Here is an 18428-nt window from a genome sequence, read left to right on the forward strand (position 1 = left end):
CCCATGACGTACGCGTACGCGCGCGGTGCCGCCGTCTGCCTCGCGCTCCTCGGCCTCGCCGTCTCCCCGGCGCACGCCGAGCCCCGTGACCCCTGGGTGCGGGCGTGGGGCGCGAACACCGCCGGGCAGCTCGGGAACGGCACGACCCTCGTCCAGCAGACCCCGGCCGCCGTCCAGGGCCTGGCCCGGGGCGACGTCCGCGAACTCGCGGGAGGCGGCGGGAACGACGCCAACTCCTTCGCCCTCGCCCTCCTCGACGACGGTACGGTCCAGGCCTGGGGCGGAAACACCAACGGCCAGCTCGGCGACGGAACCACCACCGGGCGGCCCTTCCCCGCCGCCGTCACCGGACTCTCCGGGGTGTCCCAGGTCGCCGCCGGAATCCACTTCGGATACGCCGTCCGCGGCGGCCGGGTCCTCGCCTGGGGCGACAACGCCTTCGGGCAGCTCGGCGACGGGTCCACGACGGGGACCACCCGCCCCCTCGCCGTCCAGAGCCTGAGCAGAGTCACCGACATCGCCGCCGGCTGCTACCACGCCGTCGCCCTGCGCGAGGACGGCACCGTCTGGACCTGGGGCCGGAGCAACAACGGCCAGCTCGGCCTCGCCGCCAACGACGACCGGAACACCCCGCAACGGGTCCCCGGACTCACGGACGTGGTGGAGGTCGCCGCCGGCTGTCACCACTCGCTGGCCCGCACGGCGGACGGCACGGTGAAGGCCTGGGGCTACAACGCCAACGGACAGCTCGGGAACGACAGCACCCAGAACAGCTCCGCCCCGGTCGACGTCCAGCACCTCGACGGCGTCGCCCGGGTCTTCGCCTGCGGCTACCACAGCTTCGCCGTCCTCGACGACGGAGCCGTACGCGCCTGGGGCTCGAACAACTTCGGCCAGCTGGGCGACGGCAGCACCGTCTCCCGTACCACTCCCGTCCCCGTCCAGGGCGTGGCAGACGTCCGCGGCCTGGCCGGAGGCTGGCGCCACACCCTCGCCGTCCTCGCCGACGGCTCCGTCCTCGCCTGGGGCGAGAACACGGCCGGCCAGCTCGGCGACGCCTCCACCACCGACTCCCCGCTCCCCGTGGTCGCCCTGCCTCCGGGCAGCGGCACGACCCGCGTGGCGACCTCCACCGTCTGGAAGTCCAGCTACGCCTACTGACCCGAAAGGTCCCCATGATCATGTCCCGATCACGAAGCACCCTGCTGCTCACCACGCTCACGGCGGTCACCGCCCTCGCCGCCCCCTGCCTCTCCGCCCACGCCGCCGGCACCGACCCCTGGGTCCGCGCCTGGGGCGAGAACGCCCAGGGCCAGCTCGGCAACGGCAGCGTCCTCGCCCAGCAGACCCCCGCGGCCGTCACCGGCATCACCCGCGACGACGTCCGTGAGCTCTCCGGCGGAGGCGGCGGCGCGGCCGCGGCCGCCAACCCCTTCGCCGTCGCCCTCCTCAAGGACGGCACCGTGAAGAGCTGGGGCAACAACGCCACCGGCCAGCTCGGCAACGGCACGCTCACCGCCCAGTCCTTCCCCGCGACCGTCGCCGGGCTCTCCGGCGTGAGCGAGGTCTCCGCCGGCCTCAACCACGCGCTCGCCGTCAAGGGCGGCCGGGTCCTCGCCTGGGGCAGCAACGCCTCCAAGCAGCTGGGCACCGGCCAGGACACCACCAACCCGTACAAGAACCCGATCCCCGTGCAGAGCCTGGACAAGGTCAAGGACGTCGGAGCGGGCTGCGACTTCAGCGTGGCGCTCCGGCAGGACGGCACCGTCTGGACCTGGGGCAAGGGCGACAACGGGCGCCTGGGCACGGGCAACAACACCACCCGCGAGACCCCGCAGAAGGTCCCCGACCTCGTCGACGTCGAATCCGTCGCCGTGGGCTGCGACCACGTCCTCGCGCTCACCGCCGACGGCATCGTCAAGGCCTGGGGCAAGGGCGCCGAGGGCCAGCTCGGCAACGACTCCACCACGGACAGCAACAAGCCCGTCGACGTCGCCTACCTCGACGCCGTCGCGAGGATCTTCGCCACCTCCGCGTCCGGCTTCGCCGTCCTCGACGACGGCAGCCTGGCCGGCTGGGGCAAGAACACCGACCGGCAGCTCGGCGACGGCACCAACGCCAACCGCACCACCCCCGTCGTCCTGGACACCCTCAAGGGCGTCCAGAGCATCGCGGGCGGCGCCGACTTCACCGTGGCCGCGCTCGACGACGGCTCGGTGATCGGCTGGGGCGCCAACGCGGCCGCCCAGCTCGGCGACGGCACCACGACCGCGCCGACCGGGACGTCGACGGTGACGGCGCTCCCGCCGGGGAGCGGGATCACCCACGTCACGACGACGATGACGGGCAAGTCCGCCTTCGCCTACTGACGACGGCACCTCCCGGCCGTGCGGAGGCCTCTCGACGGGCCCGCGTAGGCCCGTCGAGAAGGTCCGCGCAAGCCGACCGACGGCCCCACGCAGGCCCCCCGCCGGGGACCGCGCAGACCACCCGCCGGGTCCCCACACCGCCGAGCCTGGCCAGACACGCCGGCGACCTGGCAGGATCGCGGGCATGTTCGCCTCGCTCTCCCGCGCCGCCCGCCGCCGTGTCCTGGCGGTCTCGGCCGCGCTGCTCGCGCTGTGCGGGGTGCTGGCCTGGTGGCTGATTCCGTTCGGCTCCCCGGTCCCGAGCGGCTCGGTCACCTTCAGTACCGGTGTCCCCACCGGCGTCTACCAGCGGTACGGGCTGCTCCTCAAGAACGCCCTGGCTCAGGACCTGCCCGAGGTGTCGATAACGCTCCAGGACAGCGAGGGCTCCCAGCAGAACCTGGCCCGGGTCGCCACGGGCAAGGCCGACTTCACCGTCGCGACGGCCGACGCGGTGGCCCAGTACCAGCGCGAGCGCCGGCCCGGCTTCGAGCGGCTGCGCGGCTGCGCACGGCTCTACGACGACTACGTGCAGCTCGTCGTGCGCAAGGGATCCACGGTGCAGAATGTCCAGGACCTGCGCGGGCTCCGGGTCGGCGTGGGCCAGGACGGGTCCGGCGTACGGCTGATCGCCGACCGGGTGCTCGCGGCGGCCGGTCTGGCCCCCGTCAGGGACATCGAACCGGTCTCGGCGGGCATCGACACGATGCCGGAGCTCCTGGAGAAAGGCAGGCTCGACGCCTTCTTCTGGTCGGGCGGGCTGCCGACCCAGGCGGTGCAGACGCTGTCCGAGCGCTCCCCGATCCGGCTGATCCCGCTGGACGCCCGTCTGGTCGACCGGCTGCACGACGTCGGGGAGTCGACCCGGCACTACCGGTCGGCGGTGATCCCGGCGGACGCGTACGCGAAGGCGCAGGACGGGCAGCGGACCGAGACCCTGGCGGTGGCGAACCTGCTGGTCACCACGGCGGACGCCGACGAGGACCTGGTGGAGGGCATCACCCGTACGGTGATCAGGAGCCGGGACGGGATCGGCCGCCGGGTCCACCCGGCCCAGCTGGTGGACCTGCGCACCGCCATCTACACCGAGCCCCTGACCCTCCACGACGGCGCCCGCCGCTACTACCGCTCGGTGAAGCCCTGACGCGGAGCCCCGCACGGCGGCCCCGTACGGCTACCGCTCCGTGAAGCCCTGACCCGGGTCCCGCTCCGCGGGGGCGTGCCGGGGGACGGTGACGGTGACCCGCAGGCCGTGCGGCTCGTTCGGGGCGAAGGACACGCCTCCGCCGCCCGCCGTGAGCAGCACGCGCGCGATGGAGAGGCCGAGGCCCGATCCCTTGACGTTCTGGTGCCGGCCGGAGCGCCAGAAGCGGTCGCCGACGCGGCCCAGCTCCTCGTCGGTGAGTCCGGGCCCCTGGTCGGCGACGACGACGGCGACGGTCGACCGGTCGGGGACGACCGTGACCGTGACCTCCTCCCCGGCGGGGGTGAACTTCAGCGCGTTGTCGATCACCGCGTCGAGGGCGCTGGAGAGGGCCACCGGGTCCGCCCAGACGGTGACCGCCCCGCACTCCGCGGTGAGCGTGACGCCCTTGTCCTCGGCGACCGGACGCCAGGACGCGACCCGCTCGGCGCTGAGCGCGCCGACGTCGGTGAGCCGCAGCTCGGCGGCCGCGTGCTCGGCGAGCGCCAGGTCGAGGAGGTCGTCGAGGACCTGCGCGAGACGCTTGCCCTCGGTCCGTACCGAGGCGATCTCCTCGTTGCCCTCGGGGAGCTCCAGGGCGAGGAGCTCGATCCGCAGGAGCAGCGCGGCCAGCGGGTTGCGCAGCTGGTGGGAGGCGTCGGCGACGAAGGCCCGCTGCTGTTCCAGCGCGTCCTCGACGTTGTCGGCCATCTCGTTGAACGAGCGGGCGAGGCGCCGCAGCTCGGGCGGGCCGCCGGTGGCGGCGACGCGGGAGTTCATCCGCCCGGTGGCGATGTCGTGGGTGACGGCGTCGAGGACGCGGACCGGTCGCAGCACCCAGCCGGTGAGCCGGAAGGCGGCGCCGACGGCGAGCAGCATCGCGGCGGCCTCGCCCGCGAAGATCAGCAGCCAGCCGCGCAGGATGCGGGAGCGGAGCTGCCCGGTGGGCGAGTCGGTGACGACGACGGCGACGACGTCCCCGTCGCGGACGACCGGGGAGGCGATGCTGAGCCGTGCGTCCCGCTGCCAGGGCCAGACCTGGGGCGGGTCGTGGCTGCGGCGTCCGAGCAGTGCCTCGTTGAAGGCGCGACGGCCCTCCCCCGCGTACGGGACGACCCAGTCCTCGGGGGCGGCGGCCATGGCGCCGTTGTTGCGGTAGAAGATCCCGGCGCGGATGCCGTACACATCGTGGTAGCTGGCGAGTTCGCCGCCGAGGGTGGCCTGCCGCTCGTCCGTGCCGGGGCTGCTCTCGCTGACGAACTGGGCGAGGGCGGCGAAGCGCGCGGCGTCGTCGAGCCGGTCGACGACGACCCGCTGCTGCTCGGACGCGGCGAGGCTGGCGGCCAGCGGGAAGCCGAGGGCGAGCAGCACGCCGGCCATCAGCACGATGAGCAGCGGGAGGAGTCGGGTGCGCACGTGAGGAGCCGTCCGGGGTTACGCGGCGGGGGCGACGAGGCGGTAGCCGACGCCCCGTACGGTCTCGATCAGGGCGGGCATCCGCAGCTTGGAGCGCAGGGAGGCGACGTGCACCTCCAGGGTGCGGCCGGTCCCTTCCCAACTGGTGTGCCAGACCTCGCTGATGATCTGCTCGCGGCGGAAGACGACGCCGGGCCGCTGGGCGAGGAGGGCGAGCAGGTCGAACTCCTTGCGGGTGAGCGGGACGCTCTCGCCCTCGACGCTGACCCGGCGGGTGGGCAGCTCGATGGTGACGGAGCCGAGCCGCAGCAGGGCCCCTTCGGCGGCGCCGACGGCCCCCGTGGTCTCCTCGGCTCCGGCGTTGCGCCGACTGACGGCGTGGATGCGGGCGAGAAGCTCACCGGGGTCGTAGGGCTTGACGACGTAGTCGTCGGCGCCGAGGTTGAGCCCGTGGATCCGGGAGCGCACGTCGCCGCGCGCGGTCACCATGATCACCGGGGTGGTGGTGAGCTTCCGGATGCGGCCGCAGACCTGGTAGCCGTCCTGGTCGGGCAGACCGAGGTCGAGCAGGATCACGCCGAACGAGGGCCGCTCGCCCTGGGCGGTGGGCAGGACGGCCTGGAGGGCCTCCTCGCCGTTGCGGGCGTGCGTGACCGTGAAGCCGTGCTTCGCGAGGATCGCGGAGAGAGCGGCGGCGACGTGGTCGTCGTCCTCGACGAGCAGCAGTCGCATGCGTACCTCCTCCGTGATGATGCCGTGATGAATTGCCGTGGTGGCTGCCGTGGTGAAAGCGGTCGTGATGCCGTCGCGGTCAGTCGACGGCGGCTCTCTGTGTACCAGGTGGTACCAGGGCATGAACACCGAACATGGGTGTCACAGTCAAGTGTCCCCCCGTTACGCGGCCGTTTCCGTTATGGACCCGGTACGGCCCAGGGCGTCGCCTTCACCCACTGTGTCCGGTTGCGGCCGTATCGTTATCCTCAATTTCCGCTCAGATGTGATGACGCTCGTCACATCGGGTCTCTAGTGTCCTCCCCAACCGAGGAGGACGGAGCAAGAGGCCGATGAGCGGAGAGTCAGTGTCCAAGTCTGTGCCCAGGGGGCCCGAGGACACCCCGCGTGCGGCGGACGACCTGGTCGTACTGTCCGACGTGAACAAGCACTTCGGCGCACTGCATGTCCTCCAGGACATCGATCTGACGATCACCCGCGGCGAGGTCGTGGTCGTCATCGGACCGTCCGGGTCCGGCAAGTCGACGCTGTGCCGCACGATCAACCGGCTGGAGAGCATCGACTCCGGCACCATCACCATCGACGGCAAGCCGCTGCCGGAGGAGGGCAAGGAGCTCGCCAGGCTGCGTTCCGACGTCGGCATGGTCTTCCAGTCCTTCAATCTCTTCGCGCACAAGACGGTGCTCGAGAACGTGATGCTGGGCCAGATCAAGGTCCGCAAGACGGAGAAGCAGGCCGCCGAGACCAAGGCCCGGGCCCTGCTCGACCGGGTCGGGGTCGGCACCCAGGCGGACAAGTACCCCGCTCAGCTCTCCGGTGGCCAGCAGCAGCGCGTGGCGATCGCCCGCGCGCTCGCGATGGGCCCGAAGGTCATGCTCTTCGACGAGCCGACCTCGGCCCTGGACCCGGAGATGATCAACGAGGTCCTGGAGGTCATGCAGCAACTGGCCCGGGACGGCATGACGATGGTGGTCGTCACCCACGAGATGGGTTTCGCCCGCTCCGCCGCCAACCGCGTCGTCTTCATGGCCGACGGAAAGATCGTCGAGCAGGCGACCCCCGAGGAGTTCTTCAGCAACCCGCGCAGCGACCGGGCCAAGGACTTCCTCTCCAAGATCCTTCACCACTGAGCGAGTTCGGACCTATTCTTCCCAACTCACGCCTACTCAAGGGACTTTCCTCCATGAAGCTTCGCAACGTCTCCGCCGCCGCGGCGGCCGCCGTCGTCCTCGCCCTGACCGCCACCGCCTGTGGCAGCGGCTCCGACTCCGGCAGCAACGGCGACAAGATCAACGTCGGCATCAAGTTCGACCAGCCGGGCCTCGGCCTGAAGACCCCGGACGGCACGTACGCCGGTTTCGACGTCGATGTCGCCAAGTACGTGGCCAAGGAGCTCGGTTACTCCGAGGACAAGATCAACTGGAAGCAGGCGCCGAGCGCCGAGCGCGAGAACCTGATCAAGAACGGTGACGTGAAGTTCGTCGTCGCCAGCTACTCGATCAACGACAAGCGCAAGAAGGAGGTCGACTTCGCGGGTCCGTACTTCCTGACCCACCAGGACCTCCTCGTCCGCGCCGACGACAACTCGATCACCAAGGTCGACGACCTCAACTCCAAGAAGCTCTGCTCGGTCACCGGCTCGACCTCCGCGCAGAACGTCAAGGAGAAGCTGGCCCCCAAGGCCGACCTCCAGCAGCTCGGCGGCTACTCCGAGTGCCTCACCGGCCTCGAGAACAAGCGGGTCGACGCCCTGACCACGGACGCCTCGATCCTCGCGGGCTACGCCTCGCAGAAGGAGCACCAGGGCAAGTTCAAGCTCGCCGGACTGAAGATGAGCGACGAGAACTACGGCATCGGCCTCAAGAAGGGCGACGACGACCTCCGCGGCAAGATCAACAAGGCGCTGGAGAAGATGGTCTCCGACGGCACCTGGGAGAAGCTCGTCAAGCAGCACTTCGGCCCCTCGGGCTACAAGTACGAGCCCGCGCCGGCGATCCAGAAGTAACCAGCGCCTCCGCCGTGACGGCCGCCCCGTACTCGGGCGGCCGTCACACCGGCACCGGCCACCGCCCACGCGGCGGCCTCCACACCGACCGACCACCAGGGGAGAGCGCGGGGCATCGTGTTCGACTTTCTTGATTCCGGGCAGTACGACCTGCTCGGCGCCTTCTGGGTGACGGCGAAACTCGCCTTCTACTCGGCGATCGGCTCGCTGGTCTGGGGCACCGCCCTGGCCGCCATGCGCGTCAGCCCGGTCCCGCTCATGCGGGCCTTCGGCACCACGTACGTCAACATCGTCCGGAACACTCCGCTGACGGTGGTCATCGTCGCCTGCTCGTTCGGCCTCGACCAGACCCTCGGCATCACCCTCGGTGGGGGCCGCTCCGAGGACATCGGCTTCCGCCTCGCCATCCTCGGCCTCGTCGCCTACACCGGCACCTTCGTCTGCGAGGCGCTGCGCTCCGGCATCAACACCGTCCCGCCGGGCCAGGCCGAGGCCGCCCGCGCGCTGGGCCTGAGCTTCACCCAGGTCCTCACGCTGGTGGTGCTCCCGCAGGCCTTCCGCGCCGTGATCGCCCCGCTGGCCAACGTCCTCATCGCCCTCACGAAGAACACCACCGTGGCGGCGGCCATCAGCGCCGCGGAGGCGGCGGTCCTGATGAAGGAGATGATCGAGAACGAGGCGGACTCGCTCTTCGCGGTCTTCGCGGTCTTCGCCTTCGGCTTCATCGTCCTCACCCTCCCCACCGGCCTGATCCTGGGCTGGGCGGCCAAGCGACTGGCGGTGAAGCGATGAGCTCCGTCCTGTACGACACCCCGGGACCGCGCGCCAAGCGGCGCAACGTCCTCTACACGATCGTCTTCCTCGCGGTCCTCGCCGTGGGGGCCTGGTTCGTGCTCTCCGCCCTGGACGAGAAGCACCAGCTGGACGCCGACAAGTGGAGCCCCTTCGTCACCGACTCCCGGGTCTGGACGACGTACCTTCTGCCGGGTCTCACCGAGACGCTCAAGGCCGCCGCGCTCTCCATCGTGATCGCGCTGCCCCTCGGCGCCGCCCTCGGCATCGGCCGGCTCTCCGACCACCGCTGGGTACGGGTTCCCGTCGGCGTGGTCGTGGAGTTCTTCCGCGCCATCCCGGTGCTGCTCCTGATGATGTTCGCCAGCGCCGTGTACGCGGAGTTCACCACCGTCAGCTCCGACTTCCGCCCGCTGTACGCGGTCGTCACCGGCCTGGTGCTCTACAACGCCTCCGTCATCGCCGAAGTCGTCCGGGCCGGTGTTCTCTCCCTGCCCCGCGGCCAGGGCGACGCGGCCGTCGCGCTCGGCCTGCGCAAGGGGCAGACGATGCTGTACATCCTGCTGCCGCAGGCCGTGACCGTCATGCTCCCGGCCCTGGTCAGCCAGCTCGTCGTCATCGTCAAGGACACCGCCCTCGGCGGCGCCTTGCTCGGCTTCGCGGAGCTGCTCAGCCAGAACCGGCAGATCACCGCCAACTACGGCGCCAACACGATCGCCACCTTCACGGTCATCGCGCTGATCTACATCGTCATCAACGCGATCCTCACCCATCTCGCCGGTCGCCTGGAGCGGCGCCTGCGGCAGGGACGGAAGTCCGCCGCGGTCACCATCCCGGCCCAGGGGGAAGCCGCCGAGGTGAAGACCGGGGTCGTCAGCGACGCCTGACCCCGCAGGGGTCCGTGGGACAACAGGGGTGGGCCGGATCGGTACTGACTTCAGGTCAGCCGCACCGCGCCCACCCCGTCGCTTGACGCAAGCACCCTCAGTGGGTTGCATACGGTCTGTGATCAACCACCGGGCTCGTGCCACACTCAGCTGTGCTGCCCCCATGACCGTCCGGCCTTCAGGAGCCGCGCCGTGGACCCGGTGATCATCGTGGGCGCGGGGCCCGTCGGCCTCGCGCTCTCCCTCGCGCTCGCCGCGCAGGGCGTGCCCAGCGTCGTCCTCGACGAGGGCGCCGGCAAGGAGGAGTCCCGCCCGGCGCGCAGCGTCGTCCTGCGCGCCGACATGGCCGCGATGGTCGAGCGCCTCGGCTGCACGACCCTCCGTGACGAGGGCGTCCGCTGGATCGGCTGGCGCGGCATGCGCCGCCGCCAGGAGGTGCGCCGCCTCACGCTCGACCTGGGACTCGGCGGCACCGAGGAATGGTCCGAGGACCCGGACGCTCCCGCCTCCCCGGCCGCCCCGCTGCACATCCCCCAGCACGCCCTGGCCCGCGGACTGCGCGACGCCATCTCCCGCCAGAAGCTGATCCGGCTCGTCACCGAATCCCGGCTCGACACCATCGAGCAGGACCGGGACGGGGTCGTCGCCCACACCCGGGGCCCGGAGGGCACCTGGTGGCGCGGCAGCCACCTCGTCGGCTGCGACGGGGCCCGTTCGACCGTGCGCAAGCTGCTCGGGATCCGCTTCCCCGGCCGCACGGCCGTGGAGCGGCACGCCGTCGCCGCGCTGCGCACCGAACTCCCCTGGCCCGGCGAGGCCCTGCTGCACCGTCAGCCCCCGTGGCGCGGCGCGCCCGAGGAGATCACCGCGCGGCCGCTGCCCGACGGGGTGTGGCGGATCGACTGGCTGCTGCCGCCCCGCGGCGACCTGGTCACCCCGGACGCCCTGGTCGCCCGTATCCGCGAGACCCTGGCCGGCTGGTGCGACGGCGTGACGCCCCCGTACGAACTGATCGACACCGGCGTCCACACCCTGCACCACCGGCTCGCCCGCCGCTGGCGGGTGGACCGGGTCCTCCTCGCCGGGGACGCGGCGCACCTGCTCGGCGCGGTCGGCACCCAGGGCCTCGACGAGGGGCTGCGGGACGTGGACAACCTCGCGTGGAAGCTCGCCCACACCTGGCACCACGGCGGCTCGGAGCGGCTGCTCGACAGCTACCAGAGCGAGCGGCGCACGGCCGTCGCGACGCGGCTCCGCGCGGCGGACCAGTCGCTGCCGGTGCTGCGCGGCGGCGGAGGCCTGCGGACGTACCTCCCCGGGGCCACGCGCGGCCACGACGCCCTGCTGACCGACGGCCACGTGGGGCGCGGCCCGCTCGGCGCGCCCCCGGCGTACCCCCACTCCCCCCTCGCGCCTCCGTACACCGAGGGGCAGACGCCCGTCGGCACCCCGCCGGGCGCCCCGGTCGAGGACGTCCGCGTGACCGCCCCCGACGGCACGACCGTACGGCTCCGGGACCGGCTGGGTCAGGGCCGCCTCCTGGTCCTCCTCGTCGCCCCCGGCACCGGGGTGTGGGACCGGCGCCACTGGCGGAGCGCGGGGGTGATGCCCCGGCTCGAAGAGGCCGTGGAGGCGCTGCCGGTCAAGGCGGAGGTCCTGGTGACGGAGGCCTACCCGGGGGCCCCGGCCCACGCCGTCCTGCTCGTACGGCCCGACGGGCACCTCGTCGCCTCCTTCTCCGGGGTCCGTCCGGAGGAGCTGTACGCGGCGGCGGACGCGACCCGCGGCGGCTCGGCCACCGACGAGGCGCCGGCCGAGGAGACCCCCGCGGTGTCCGTGCCGGGCGACCGCACGGCGGACATCCATTGATTCCCGCAGGCGCGCATGGTGTACTCCGGAGCGTGACCGACACCGATGTGCGCCTGTGGCGGAGGGTCCATATGGACCTCCTCCGCTATGCGGGCTGCGTGTGTCGCCCGTCCTGCTGATCTCGCCTTTTCCCCGCGCGCGACCCGCCACTGACGCACGTCCGTGTGCCGTGAGCCGTCGCGCGCCCTTTCGCGAACCTCAGGACGGTCACCCGTGCCCCAGCACGTCACCCCCCTTCCCCCTGCCCTCTCCCCCTCGCCCTCCCCTTCCCCCGCCCCCGCCTCCACCTCCGCGCCGACCTCGGCCCAGCTGCTGGACTTCGTCCGGCGTACGGCCGCCGACCAGGAACTCGTCGACTCCCTGCCCCTCGACCCGGAGGGCCGCACCTGGGTACGGCTCGACGGCCCCGGTGGCAGCGAGGCCTGACTCATCGGCTGGCCGCCCGGCACCGGCACCGGCTGGCACGACCACGCCGAGTCCCTGGGCGCCTTCGCGACCGCGCGCGGCACGCTGACCGAGAACGCGCTCGCCGTCCGGCTGCCGGCGAGCGGCTGGAAGACCCTGGAGCTGGCCGACGGCCTCGACCGCTCACGGCGGCTGTCGGAGGGCACCGGCCGGGCCTTCAACCGCCACCATGTGCACGAGGTGCTCAACGAGTCCCCGGACACCCACGCGGTGTCGGTGCACGCCTACTACCCGCCGCTCCCGTTGATCCGGCGGTTCAGCCGGACGGGCGCGGTGCTCCGTCTGGAGCAGGTCGAGCGTCCGGAGGACTGGCAGTGAGCGAGGAACGAGTGGGCATCGACGAGCTCCTGGAGCGGGTCAGGTCGGGCCTCGACCGGATCGAGCCCCGGGCCGCCTATGAGGCGTACGAGGCGGGTGACGCGCTCCTGGTGGACACGCGCTACGCGGCCCTGCGGGAACGGGACGGTCTGATCCCGGGCGCGCTGATCGTGGAGCGCAACGAACTGGAGTGGCGGCTCGACCCCCTGGGCAGCCACCGCGCGGCGGAGGCCGACAGCCACGACCTGCGGGTGGTGGTCCTCTGCAACGAGGGCTACGCCTCCTCCCTCGCGGCCGAGTCCCTGCGCCGCCTGGGCCTGCACCGGGCGACGGACCTCATCGGCGGCTTCCAGGCCTGGAAGGCCGCCGGCCTCCCGGTCCTCCTCCCCGCCACCCGCACCTGACCCGGACGCCGCACTCCGGCCGGCGCAACCCGGACGCCGCACTCCGGCCCGCACAACCCGGACGCCGCACTCCGGCCGGCGCAACCCGGCCGGACAATCCCCCGGTCCGGTCCGGCCCCGCCCGGTCCGGCACGGTCCGGCACGGTCCGGACGAGTCCTTCTGTCCCCCCGCGTCAGAAGGACTCGTCCAGCCCGTCCGTGTCCTCGCCCTCGGCCTCCAGTGCCTGGCGGACGACGCGGAGGGCCATGCCCTCGGGGTACCCCTTGCGGGCGAGCATCCCGGCGAGCCGTCTCAGACGCCGGTCGCGGTCGAGGCCGCGGGTGGAGCGGAGCTTGCGGTCCACGAGCTCGCGCGCCGTGGCCTCCTCCCGCTCGGAGTCGAGCTGCTCCACCGCCTCCTGGATGAGTGTGGGCTCGACGCCCTTGGTGCGCAGCTCCCGGGCGAGGGCCCGGCGGGCGAGGCCGCGGCCATGGTGGCGGGACTCCACCCAGGCCCCCGCGAAGGCGGCGTCGTCGATGAGACCGACGTCCTCGAAGCGGGAGAGCACCTCCTCCGCCACCTCGTCCGGGATCTCCCGCTTGCGCAGCGCGTCGGCGAGCTGCTTGCGCGTGCGGGGGCTTCCGGTGAGCAGGCGCAGGCAGATCGCCCGCGCCCGCTCAGCCGGATCCTGGGGTGACAGCTCCTTCTCGGCCCTCGACGAGTCGGGGCTGTCACCCGGCCATTCGGTGCGCCCGGTCACCGGTTCAGCTCTTGACCGCGGTGGCCTTGGTCGCCTTCGCGGTCTTGCTCGCGGGAGCCGGGACGCTCTTGGCGTCGTCCGTGCCGGCCGCGTCGCCGGCACCCGCCGCGTCCGCACCCGGCTCGGCCGACGGAGCCTCGGGCCGGACACCGACGCCCAGCTTCTCCTTGATCTTCTTCTCGATCTCGTTGGCGAGGTCGGGGTTGTCCTTCAGGAAGTTACGGGCGTTCTCCTTGCCCTGGCCGAGCTGGTCGCCCTCGTACGTGTACCAGGCGCCCGCCTTGCGCACGAAGCCGTGCTCCACGCCCATGTCGATCAGGCCGCCCTCGCGGCTGATGCCCTGGCCGTAGAGGATGTCGAACTCGGCCTGCTTGAACGGGGGCGCGACCTTGTTCTTGACGACCTTGACGCGGGTGCGGTTGCCGACCGCCTCCGTGCCGTCCTTGAGGGTCTCGATGCGACGGATGTCGAGGCGCACCGAGGCGTAGAACTTCAGGGCGCGACCACCGGTCGTGGTCTCCGGCGAGCCGAACATCACGCCGATCTTCTCGCGGAGCTGGTTGATGAAGATCGCGGTGGTCTTGGACTGGTTGAGCGCGCTGGTGATCTTCCGGAGCGCCTGGCTCATCAGACGGGCCTGGAGACCCACGTGCGAGTCACCCATCTCGCCCTCGATCTCCGCACGCGGGACGAGCGCGGCGACGGAGTCGATGACGATCAGGTCGAGGGCGCCGGAGCGGACCAGCATGTCGACGATCTCGAGGGCCTGCTCGCCGTTGTCCGGCTGGGACAGGATGAGGTTGTCGATGTCGACGCCGAGCTTCTTGGCGTACTCGGGGTCGAGGGCGTGCTCGGCGTCCACGAAGGCGACCTGGCCGCCGGCCTTCTGGGCGTTGGCCACGGCGTGCAGGGTCAGGGTCGTCTTACCGGAGGATTCCGGTCCGTAGATCTCCACGACACGGCCGCGCGGCAGGCCGCCGACGCCGAGGGCGACGTCGAGGGCGGTCGATCCGGTGGAGATCACCTCGATCGGCTCCTGGGTGCGGTCGCCCATGCGCATCACGGCGCCCTTGCCGAATTGGCGTTCAATCTGTGCGAGCGCGGCGTCGAGCGCCTTCTCGCGGTCGGTTCCTGCCATGGGTTCCACCCGGTTTGCTTGAGTCGATCGCTTCATGTGAAAGACGCTAACCCCTGCCACTGACAATGGGCCCCGGCGTCCCCTCCGACCTGTGGACAACTCGGCGACAAGCCCGTGATTCCAAGGGTCGGGCTTCCATGAGAATGGATGTTCGATTTTAGTGTCAAGCGCGCCACGCGGCCATCAGGCGGCCCGCTCCACGAGCCACTCCAGAGCCGCGGGGCCTGCCCCGAGGACGGAGATGTGCCCGTCGGCCGGGGCGAGCCGCAGCTCCGCGCCGGGGCACCGGCCGGCCAGCCACCGGCCGTGCGCGCTCGGCACGATCCTGTCCTCGCCGCCGTGCAGCAGGAGGACCGGCGCCACGACCCGGGCGGGATCACAGCCCCACGGGGCGACGTAGGCGAGGTCGTCGTCGATCAGTCCGCCCGGCCCGTCCTTCACGGCCGGACCGACGACCTCGCCGAACCAGGACCACTCCCCGGCGAGCGCGGTGTGGTCGGCGGGGGTGAACATCTCCGGGTCGTACGCGGCGTCCGCCTCGTACGCCTCCTTCGCCGCACGCCCCTCGGCGGCGGCGCGCAGGCCCGCCGCGCCGGACGCCGTCATGCCCGCGAACCAGTCGAGCCCCTCGGCACCGAACGGGGCGAGCCCCGCCGCCACGACCACGGCGAGCACCCGTTCCGGCAGGAGGGCCCCGCAGGCCAGGGCGTGCGGCCCCCCGCCGGAGTGCCCCATGACGGCGAACCGGGCGATCCCCAGGGCGTCGGCGACGGCCCCGACGTCGGAGGCCGCCGACGCGATGTCGCGGCCGGGGCGGGGAGTCGATCCGCCGTACCCGGGACGGTCGTACGACACCCAGCGGATCCCGAGCCGGGCGGAGAGCGCGAGGAGGGGCCCCGGGGGCGCGCCGATGTTCGGTGTCCCGTGCAGCCAGAAGACGGTGAGCCGGGAGGAGCGTCCCCCCGGCCCTCCGTCCGCTCCGCCGTCGCCCGCCGATCCGACCGCTCCGGTGTCGTAGACGTGCAGCCTGCGCCCGTCGGGCAGCTCCAGGTCGGTCTCGATCACGGCTTCTCCCCCATCCCGGCCCTCCGACGCGCCCTTCGGCGACAGGAAGCCTCAACGGCGCGAAGCCACGAACCTACTGGGGGCCGGCGGCCACCGGCAGCAGTTCCGGCCGCTTGGCGCGGCGGTCGTCGCCGGAGGAGCGGCCGCGCAGGCGCCGGCCGAGCCAGGGACCGAGGAAGGACCCGGCCCAGCGGAGTTCGGCGGTCACGGCGGCCAGACCCGAGGGGAGGACCTGCGGGGGCAGGGGGCGGGTCCAGGAGTCGTCGGAGCCGGGCAGCGCGAGCGCGTGGGCGACGGCGGCGGCGATGCGCGCGTGGCCGATCGGGCCGGCGTGCAGCCGGTCGGGGCTCCACAGCCGGGGGTCGGTGACGACGGGATGGGCGGAGGCCTCGACGAGGGTGACGCCGTGCCGGCGCGCGGCCGCGCGGATCCGCTCGTTGAGGGCCTCGACGCGGGGTCCGAGCGGGCGGGCGAGCGGGGTGATCCGGCCGACGTCGGGGAAGGTGAGGGTGGCGACGTGGGCCCCCTGGCCGGTCAGCGCGGCGAACATCGCCTCTAGGTGCCCGGCCGTCGCGTCGACGTCGAAGCGGGGCCGCAGCAGGTCGTTGACGCCGGCGACGACCGTGGCGAGGTCCGGCCGGAGGGCGAGGGCGGGCCCGAGCTGCTCGGCGCGGACCTGGCCGGCGAGACGCCCCCGTACGGCCAGGTTGGCGTAGAGCACGTCGGTCCGCTCGCGGGCGAGCGACTCCGCGAGCCGGTCCGCCCATCCGCGCAGCCCGACGGTGTCGTCACCGTCGCCGACCCCTTCCGTCTGACTGTCCCCCAGGGCGACGTACCGCAGAAACGTGCCGTCCGACATGGACCCCGCCTTCCTCGACCACCAGCGCACCCGCCACTTCATCATAATCACTTCTTTTACTAAGCAACTCGGCCAGCACGTTCCGGAACTCCCCTCCGGCCTATCCTTCGACGCATGCCCCTCCCCCTCCGCGCCCCCGGCGGCGGCCGTCTGTCACCCAGGGCCGCCGACGCCCTCGTGGCGGGAGTCGTCCTGCTCGTCGTGGCGGTCTGGACCCTCGTCTCGGCGCAGTACACGAGCGAGCCCGCGCTCCGCACGGCGCTCGGCTGGGCGCTGATCCTCACCGGCTGCGGAGCGCTGTACTTCCGGCGGCTGCAGCCGGTCGCCGTGGCCGTGGTCACGCTGCTCGCCTGCGTCGTCTACTACCCGCTGTCCGCCCAGGACGGCCCGCTCATGATCGCCTTCGCCCTCGCGCTGTACACGACCGCCGCCGAGGGCCGGTTCGCCGCCGCCGTCGCGCTCGCGGCCGTCACGCTGCTCGCGGTCGGGTTCGGCGAGATCCGGCAGCAGCCCGGGCACCGGCAGATCGACGACACCTCGCTCGCCATGCTGGCCGGCTGGCTGATCAGTTTGCTCGCCGTGGGCCGCGCCCAGCGCACCCGGATCGCCTACCTCCACGAGGTGGAGCAGCGGGCGCTCGCCGCCGAGCGGGAGCAGGAGGCCCGCGCCCGGCAGTCCGCCACCGAGGAGCGACTGCGGATCGCCCGTGAGGTCCACGACGTGCTCGGGCACAGCATCTCGCTGATCAACGTCCAGTCCGGTGCGGCGCTGCACCGGCTCGGCAAGAAGCCCGCCCCCGAGGCCGGGCTCGTGACCGCCACCGAGGCCCTGGAGGCCGTGAAGGCGACCAGCAAGGACGCGCTGCGCGAGCTGCGGGCGACCCTCGGGGTGCTGCGCCGGGCCGACGAGGCCACCCCGACGACGCCGTCCTCCGGACTGGCGCTGCTCGGCGACCTCGCCGCGCGCGCCCGGAGCGCCGGCCTCGACGTCCGTACGCACACCACGGGCACGCCCGTACCGCTGCCGCCGCCCGTCGACCTCGCCGCGTACCGGATCGTCCAGGAGTCGCTGACGAACGTCGCCCGCCACGCGGGCGCGCGGACCGTGTCGATCACCCTGGACTGGGGCGCCGAGACCGTGCGGCTGCGGATCGCGGACGACGGCGGGGGCGCTCCGGAGGGCCGGCCGCCGGGCAGCGGGATCCGGGGCATGGCCGAGCGGGCCCGCGCGTTCGGCGGGGAGCTCACCGCGCGGAACGTCGACGGCGGCTTCCTGGTGGACGCCCGCCTGCCCCTGACCGCACCCGTGTCGGCCGCCGCACCCGTGTCGGCCGGCACGCCCACCGAACCCACGACGTCCGCCGAACCCACCGCGTCCGAGAGGGACTCCCGATGATCCGTGTCGTGCTCGCCGACGACCAGACCCTGGTCCGGGCCGGCTTCCGGTCGATCCTCTCCGACGAGGACGACATCGAGGTCGTCGGCGAGGCCGGGGACGGGGAGCAGGCGATCGGGCTCGCCCGCGAACTCCGCCCGGACGTCGTCCTGATGGACATCCGCATGCCGGTGCTCGACGGCCTCGAAGCCACCCGCCGCATCACCGCCGACGCCCGGCTCGAAGGGGTGCGGGTGGTCATCCTGACCACCTTCGACGCGGACGACCACGTCTACGGCGCGCTGCGCGCCGGGGCCTCGGGCTTCCTCGTCAAGGACACCGAGCCGATGGAACTGCTGCACGCGGTACGGGTCGTGGCGCGCGGCGACGCGCTGATCTCCCCGGCGGTGACGCGCCGTCTGATCGCCGAGTTCGCCGGTCTCGCGGGCCGGCAGCCGGACCCGAGCCCCCGCCTGAACGCCCTCACCGAGCGGGAGCGCGAGGTGCTGGGCCTGGTGGGCGCCGGGCTCTCCAACGACGAGATCGCCGGCCGGCTCGTCCTCTCCCCCGCCACCGCCAAGACCCACGTCAGCCGCATCATGACCAAGCTGGCCGTCCGCGACCGGGCGCAGCTGGTGATCCTGGCGTACGAGTCCGGGATGATCACCCCGGGATGGCTGGCCTGACGTCCCCTAGGGGACGGCACGCCTCGACGACAACTCAGGGGGTACGCGCGCGTGGGGCGGCGCAACCGCCGGGGTACGGCCGGTGTC

Annotated in this window: 18 protein-coding genes and 1 pseudogene; 13 read left to right on the forward strand and 6 right to left on the reverse strand. The window is 72.7% G+C overall.

Going from position 1 to position 18428, the window contains the following annotated elements:
- The first annotated feature begins 3 nt into the window (after window positions 1-3).
- The 3 genes from IE237_RS26970 (at window position 4) to IE237_RS26980 (ending at window position 3552) form a co-directional block, all read left to right on the forward strand.
- Window positions 4-1161, forward strand: a complete 1158-nt coding sequence (locus tag IE237_RS26970; RefSeq protein WP_189804713.1) for an RCC1 domain-containing protein — start codon at window positions 4-6, stop codon at window positions 1159-1161.
- Between the two features lie 20 nt (window positions 1162-1181).
- The gene (locus IE237_RS26975; protein ID WP_189804714.1) at window positions 1182-2369 is read left to right on the forward strand and encodes an RCC1 domain-containing protein; all 1188 of its coding nucleotides are present in this window, start codon (window positions 1182-1184) and stop codon (window positions 2367-2369) included.
- Window positions 2370-2553: 184 nt separating this feature from the next.
- Window positions 2554-3552, forward strand: coding sequence for a TAXI family TRAP transporter solute-binding subunit (locus IE237_RS26980; RefSeq protein ID WP_189804715.1), 999 nt, complete (start codon window positions 2554-2556; stop codon window positions 3550-3552).
- Window positions 3553-3582: 30 nt separating this feature from the next.
- Here the strand turns inward: IE237_RS26980 and IE237_RS26985 are convergent, their stop codons facing one another.
- Together IE237_RS26985 and IE237_RS26990 are read right to left on the reverse strand one after the other, a co-directional pair.
- Entirely contained in the window at window positions 3583-5007 is a 1425-nt protein-coding gene (locus IE237_RS26985; RefSeq protein WP_189804716.1) for a sensor histidine kinase, read from the reverse strand.
- A gap of 18 nt (window positions 5008-5025) precedes the next feature.
- Complete coding sequence (locus tag IE237_RS26990; protein WP_189804717.1) at window positions 5026-5739, reverse strand: response regulator transcription factor; 714 nt, start codon at window positions 5737-5739, stop codon at window positions 5026-5028.
- A 332-nt stretch (window positions 5740-6071) separates the two neighbouring features.
- Here IE237_RS26990 and IE237_RS26995 point away from each other — a divergent pair, with 332 nt between their 5' ends.
- The 8 genes and pseudogenes from IE237_RS26995 to IE237_RS27025 all read left to right on the forward strand — a co-directional run bounded on the left by IE237_RS26995 (window position 6072) and on the right by IE237_RS27025 (window position 12479).
- Entirely contained in the window at window positions 6072-6869 is a 798-nt protein-coding gene (locus IE237_RS26995; protein WP_370468283.1) for an amino acid ABC transporter ATP-binding protein, read from the forward strand.
- A 53-nt stretch (window positions 6870-6922) separates the two neighbouring features.
- Entirely contained in the window at window positions 6923-7744 is an 822-nt protein-coding gene (locus tag IE237_RS27000) for a glutamate ABC transporter substrate-binding protein (RefSeq protein ID WP_189804718.1), read from the forward strand.
- A 117-nt stretch (window positions 7745-7861) separates the two neighbouring features.
- The gene (locus IE237_RS27005; protein ID WP_189804719.1) at window positions 7862-8536 is read left to right on the forward strand and encodes an amino acid ABC transporter permease; all 675 of its coding nucleotides are present in this window, start codon (window positions 7862-7864) and stop codon (window positions 8534-8536) included.
- On the forward strand, window positions 8533-9423 hold the full coding sequence (locus IE237_RS27010) for an amino acid ABC transporter permease (protein WP_189804720.1): 891 nt from the start codon (window positions 8533-8535) through the stop codon (window positions 9421-9423). Before IE237_RS27005 ends, IE237_RS27010 begins: the two co-directional genes overlap by 4 nt.
- Window positions 9424-9615: 192 nt before the next feature.
- Window positions 9616-11292, forward strand: a complete 1677-nt coding sequence (locus IE237_RS27015; RefSeq protein ID WP_189804721.1) for an FAD-dependent monooxygenase — start codon at window positions 9616-9618, stop codon at window positions 11290-11292.
- 47 nt (window positions 11293-11339) lie between these two features.
- Window positions 11340-11411: a putative leader peptide gene (locus IE237_RS41635; protein WP_310851512.1), complete on the forward strand. Its 72-nt coding sequence runs from the start codon at window positions 11340-11342 to the stop codon at window positions 11409-11411.
- Window positions 11412-11505: 94 nt separating this feature from the next.
- Window positions 11506-12075: pseudogene (locus IE237_RS27020) on the forward strand (cupin domain-containing protein).
- Window positions 12072-12479 carry a rhodanese-like domain-containing protein gene (locus IE237_RS27025; protein WP_189804722.1) on the forward strand — a complete coding sequence of 136 codons (408 nt, stop codon included), beginning with the start codon at window positions 12072-12074 and terminating at the stop codon, window positions 12477-12479. The pseudogene IE237_RS27020 and the gene IE237_RS27025 overlap by 4 nt, the downstream one beginning before the upstream one ends.
- Window positions 12480-12652: 173 nt before the next feature.
- Here the strand turns inward: IE237_RS27025 and recX are convergent, their stop codons facing one another.
- The 4 genes from recX to IE237_RS27045 all read right to left on the reverse strand — a co-directional run bounded on the left by recX (window position 12653) and on the right by IE237_RS27045 (window position 16281).
- The gene (gene recX / locus IE237_RS27030; protein ID WP_229842914.1) at window positions 12653-13219 is read right to left on the reverse strand and encodes a recombination regulator RecX; all 567 of its coding nucleotides are present in this window, start codon (window positions 13217-13219) and stop codon (window positions 12653-12655) included.
- A gap of 4 nt (window positions 13220-13223) precedes the next feature.
- Window positions 13224-14357 carry a recombinase RecA gene (recA, locus tag IE237_RS27035; RefSeq protein ID WP_189804724.1) on the reverse strand — a complete coding sequence of 378 codons (1134 nt, stop codon included), beginning with the start codon at window positions 14355-14357 and terminating at the stop codon, window positions 13224-13226.
- Between the two features lie 183 nt (window positions 14358-14540).
- A complete protein-coding gene (locus IE237_RS27040) occupies window positions 14541-15422 on the reverse strand; it encodes an alpha/beta fold hydrolase (RefSeq protein WP_189804725.1) in 882 nt (293 codons plus the stop codon).
- 73 nt (window positions 15423-15495) lie between these two features.
- Window positions 15496-16281, reverse strand: coding sequence for an SGNH/GDSL hydrolase family protein (locus IE237_RS27045; protein WP_189804726.1), 786 nt, complete (start codon window positions 16279-16281; stop codon window positions 15496-15498).
- A gap of 114 nt (window positions 16282-16395) precedes the next feature.
- Here IE237_RS27045 and IE237_RS27050 point away from each other — a divergent pair, with 114 nt between their 5' ends.
- Both IE237_RS27050 and IE237_RS27055 read left to right on the forward strand, forming a co-directional pair.
- Window positions 16396-17676: a sensor histidine kinase gene (locus IE237_RS27050; protein ID WP_229842915.1), complete on the forward strand. Its 1281-nt coding sequence runs from the start codon at window positions 16396-16398 to the stop codon at window positions 17674-17676.
- Window positions 17673-18341 carry a response regulator gene (locus IE237_RS27055; RefSeq protein ID WP_189804727.1) on the forward strand — a complete coding sequence of 223 codons (669 nt, stop codon included), beginning with the start codon at window positions 17673-17675 and terminating at the stop codon, window positions 18339-18341. The genes IE237_RS27050 and IE237_RS27055 overlap by 4 nt, the downstream gene beginning before the upstream one ends.
- Window positions 18342-18428 lie beyond the last annotated feature (87 nt).

This window comes from Streptomyces tanashiensis, from assembly GCF_014648895.1.
GTDB classification, from domain to species: domain Bacteria; phylum Actinomycetota; class Actinomycetes; order Streptomycetales; family Streptomycetaceae; genus Streptomyces; species Streptomyces tanashiensis.

Bases quoted from the DNA above. Each gene is read 5' to 3' on its own strand.
- IE237_RS27000 (WP_189804718.1), top strand. From the start codon at position 6,923: ATGAAGCTTCGCAACGTCTCCGCCGCCGCGGCGGCCGCCGTCGTCCTC.
- IE237_RS26980 (WP_189804715.1), top strand. From the start codon at position 2,554: ATGTTCGCCTCGCTCTCCCGCGCCGCCCGCCGCCGTGTCCTGGCGGTC.
- IE237_RS27055 (WP_189804727.1), top strand. From the start codon at position 17,673: ATGATCCGTGTCGTGCTCGCCGACGACCAGACCCTGGTCCGGGCCGGC.
- IE237_RS26975 (WP_189804714.1), top strand. From the start codon at position 1,182: ATGTCCCGATCACGAAGCACCCTGCTGCTCACCACGCTCACGGCGGTC.
- recA (WP_189804724.1), bottom strand. From the start codon at position 14,357: ATGGCAGGAACCGACCGCGAGAAGGCGCTCGACGCCGCGCTCGCACAG.
- IE237_RS27010 (WP_189804720.1), top strand. From the start codon at position 8,533: ATGAGCTCCGTCCTGTACGACACCCCGGGACCGCGCGCCAAGCGGCGC.
- IE237_RS26995 (WP_370468283.1), top strand. From the start codon at position 6,072: ATGAGCGGAGAGTCAGTGTCCAAGTCTGTGCCCAGGGGGCCCGAGGAC.
- IE237_RS26990 (WP_189804717.1), bottom strand. From the start codon at position 5,739: ATGCGACTGCTGCTCGTCGAGGACGACGACCACGTCGCCGCCGCTCTC.
- IE237_RS26970 (WP_189804713.1), top strand. From the start codon at position 4: ATGACGTACGCGTACGCGCGCGGTGCCGCCGTCTGCCTCGCGCTCCTC.
- IE237_RS27050 (WP_229842915.1), top strand. From the start codon at position 16,396: ATGCCCCTCCCCCTCCGCGCCCCCGGCGGCGGCCGTCTGTCACCCAGG.
- IE237_RS27045 (WP_189804726.1), bottom strand. From the start codon at position 16,281: ATGTCGGACGGCACGTTTCTGCGGTACGTCGCCCTGGGGGACAGTCAG.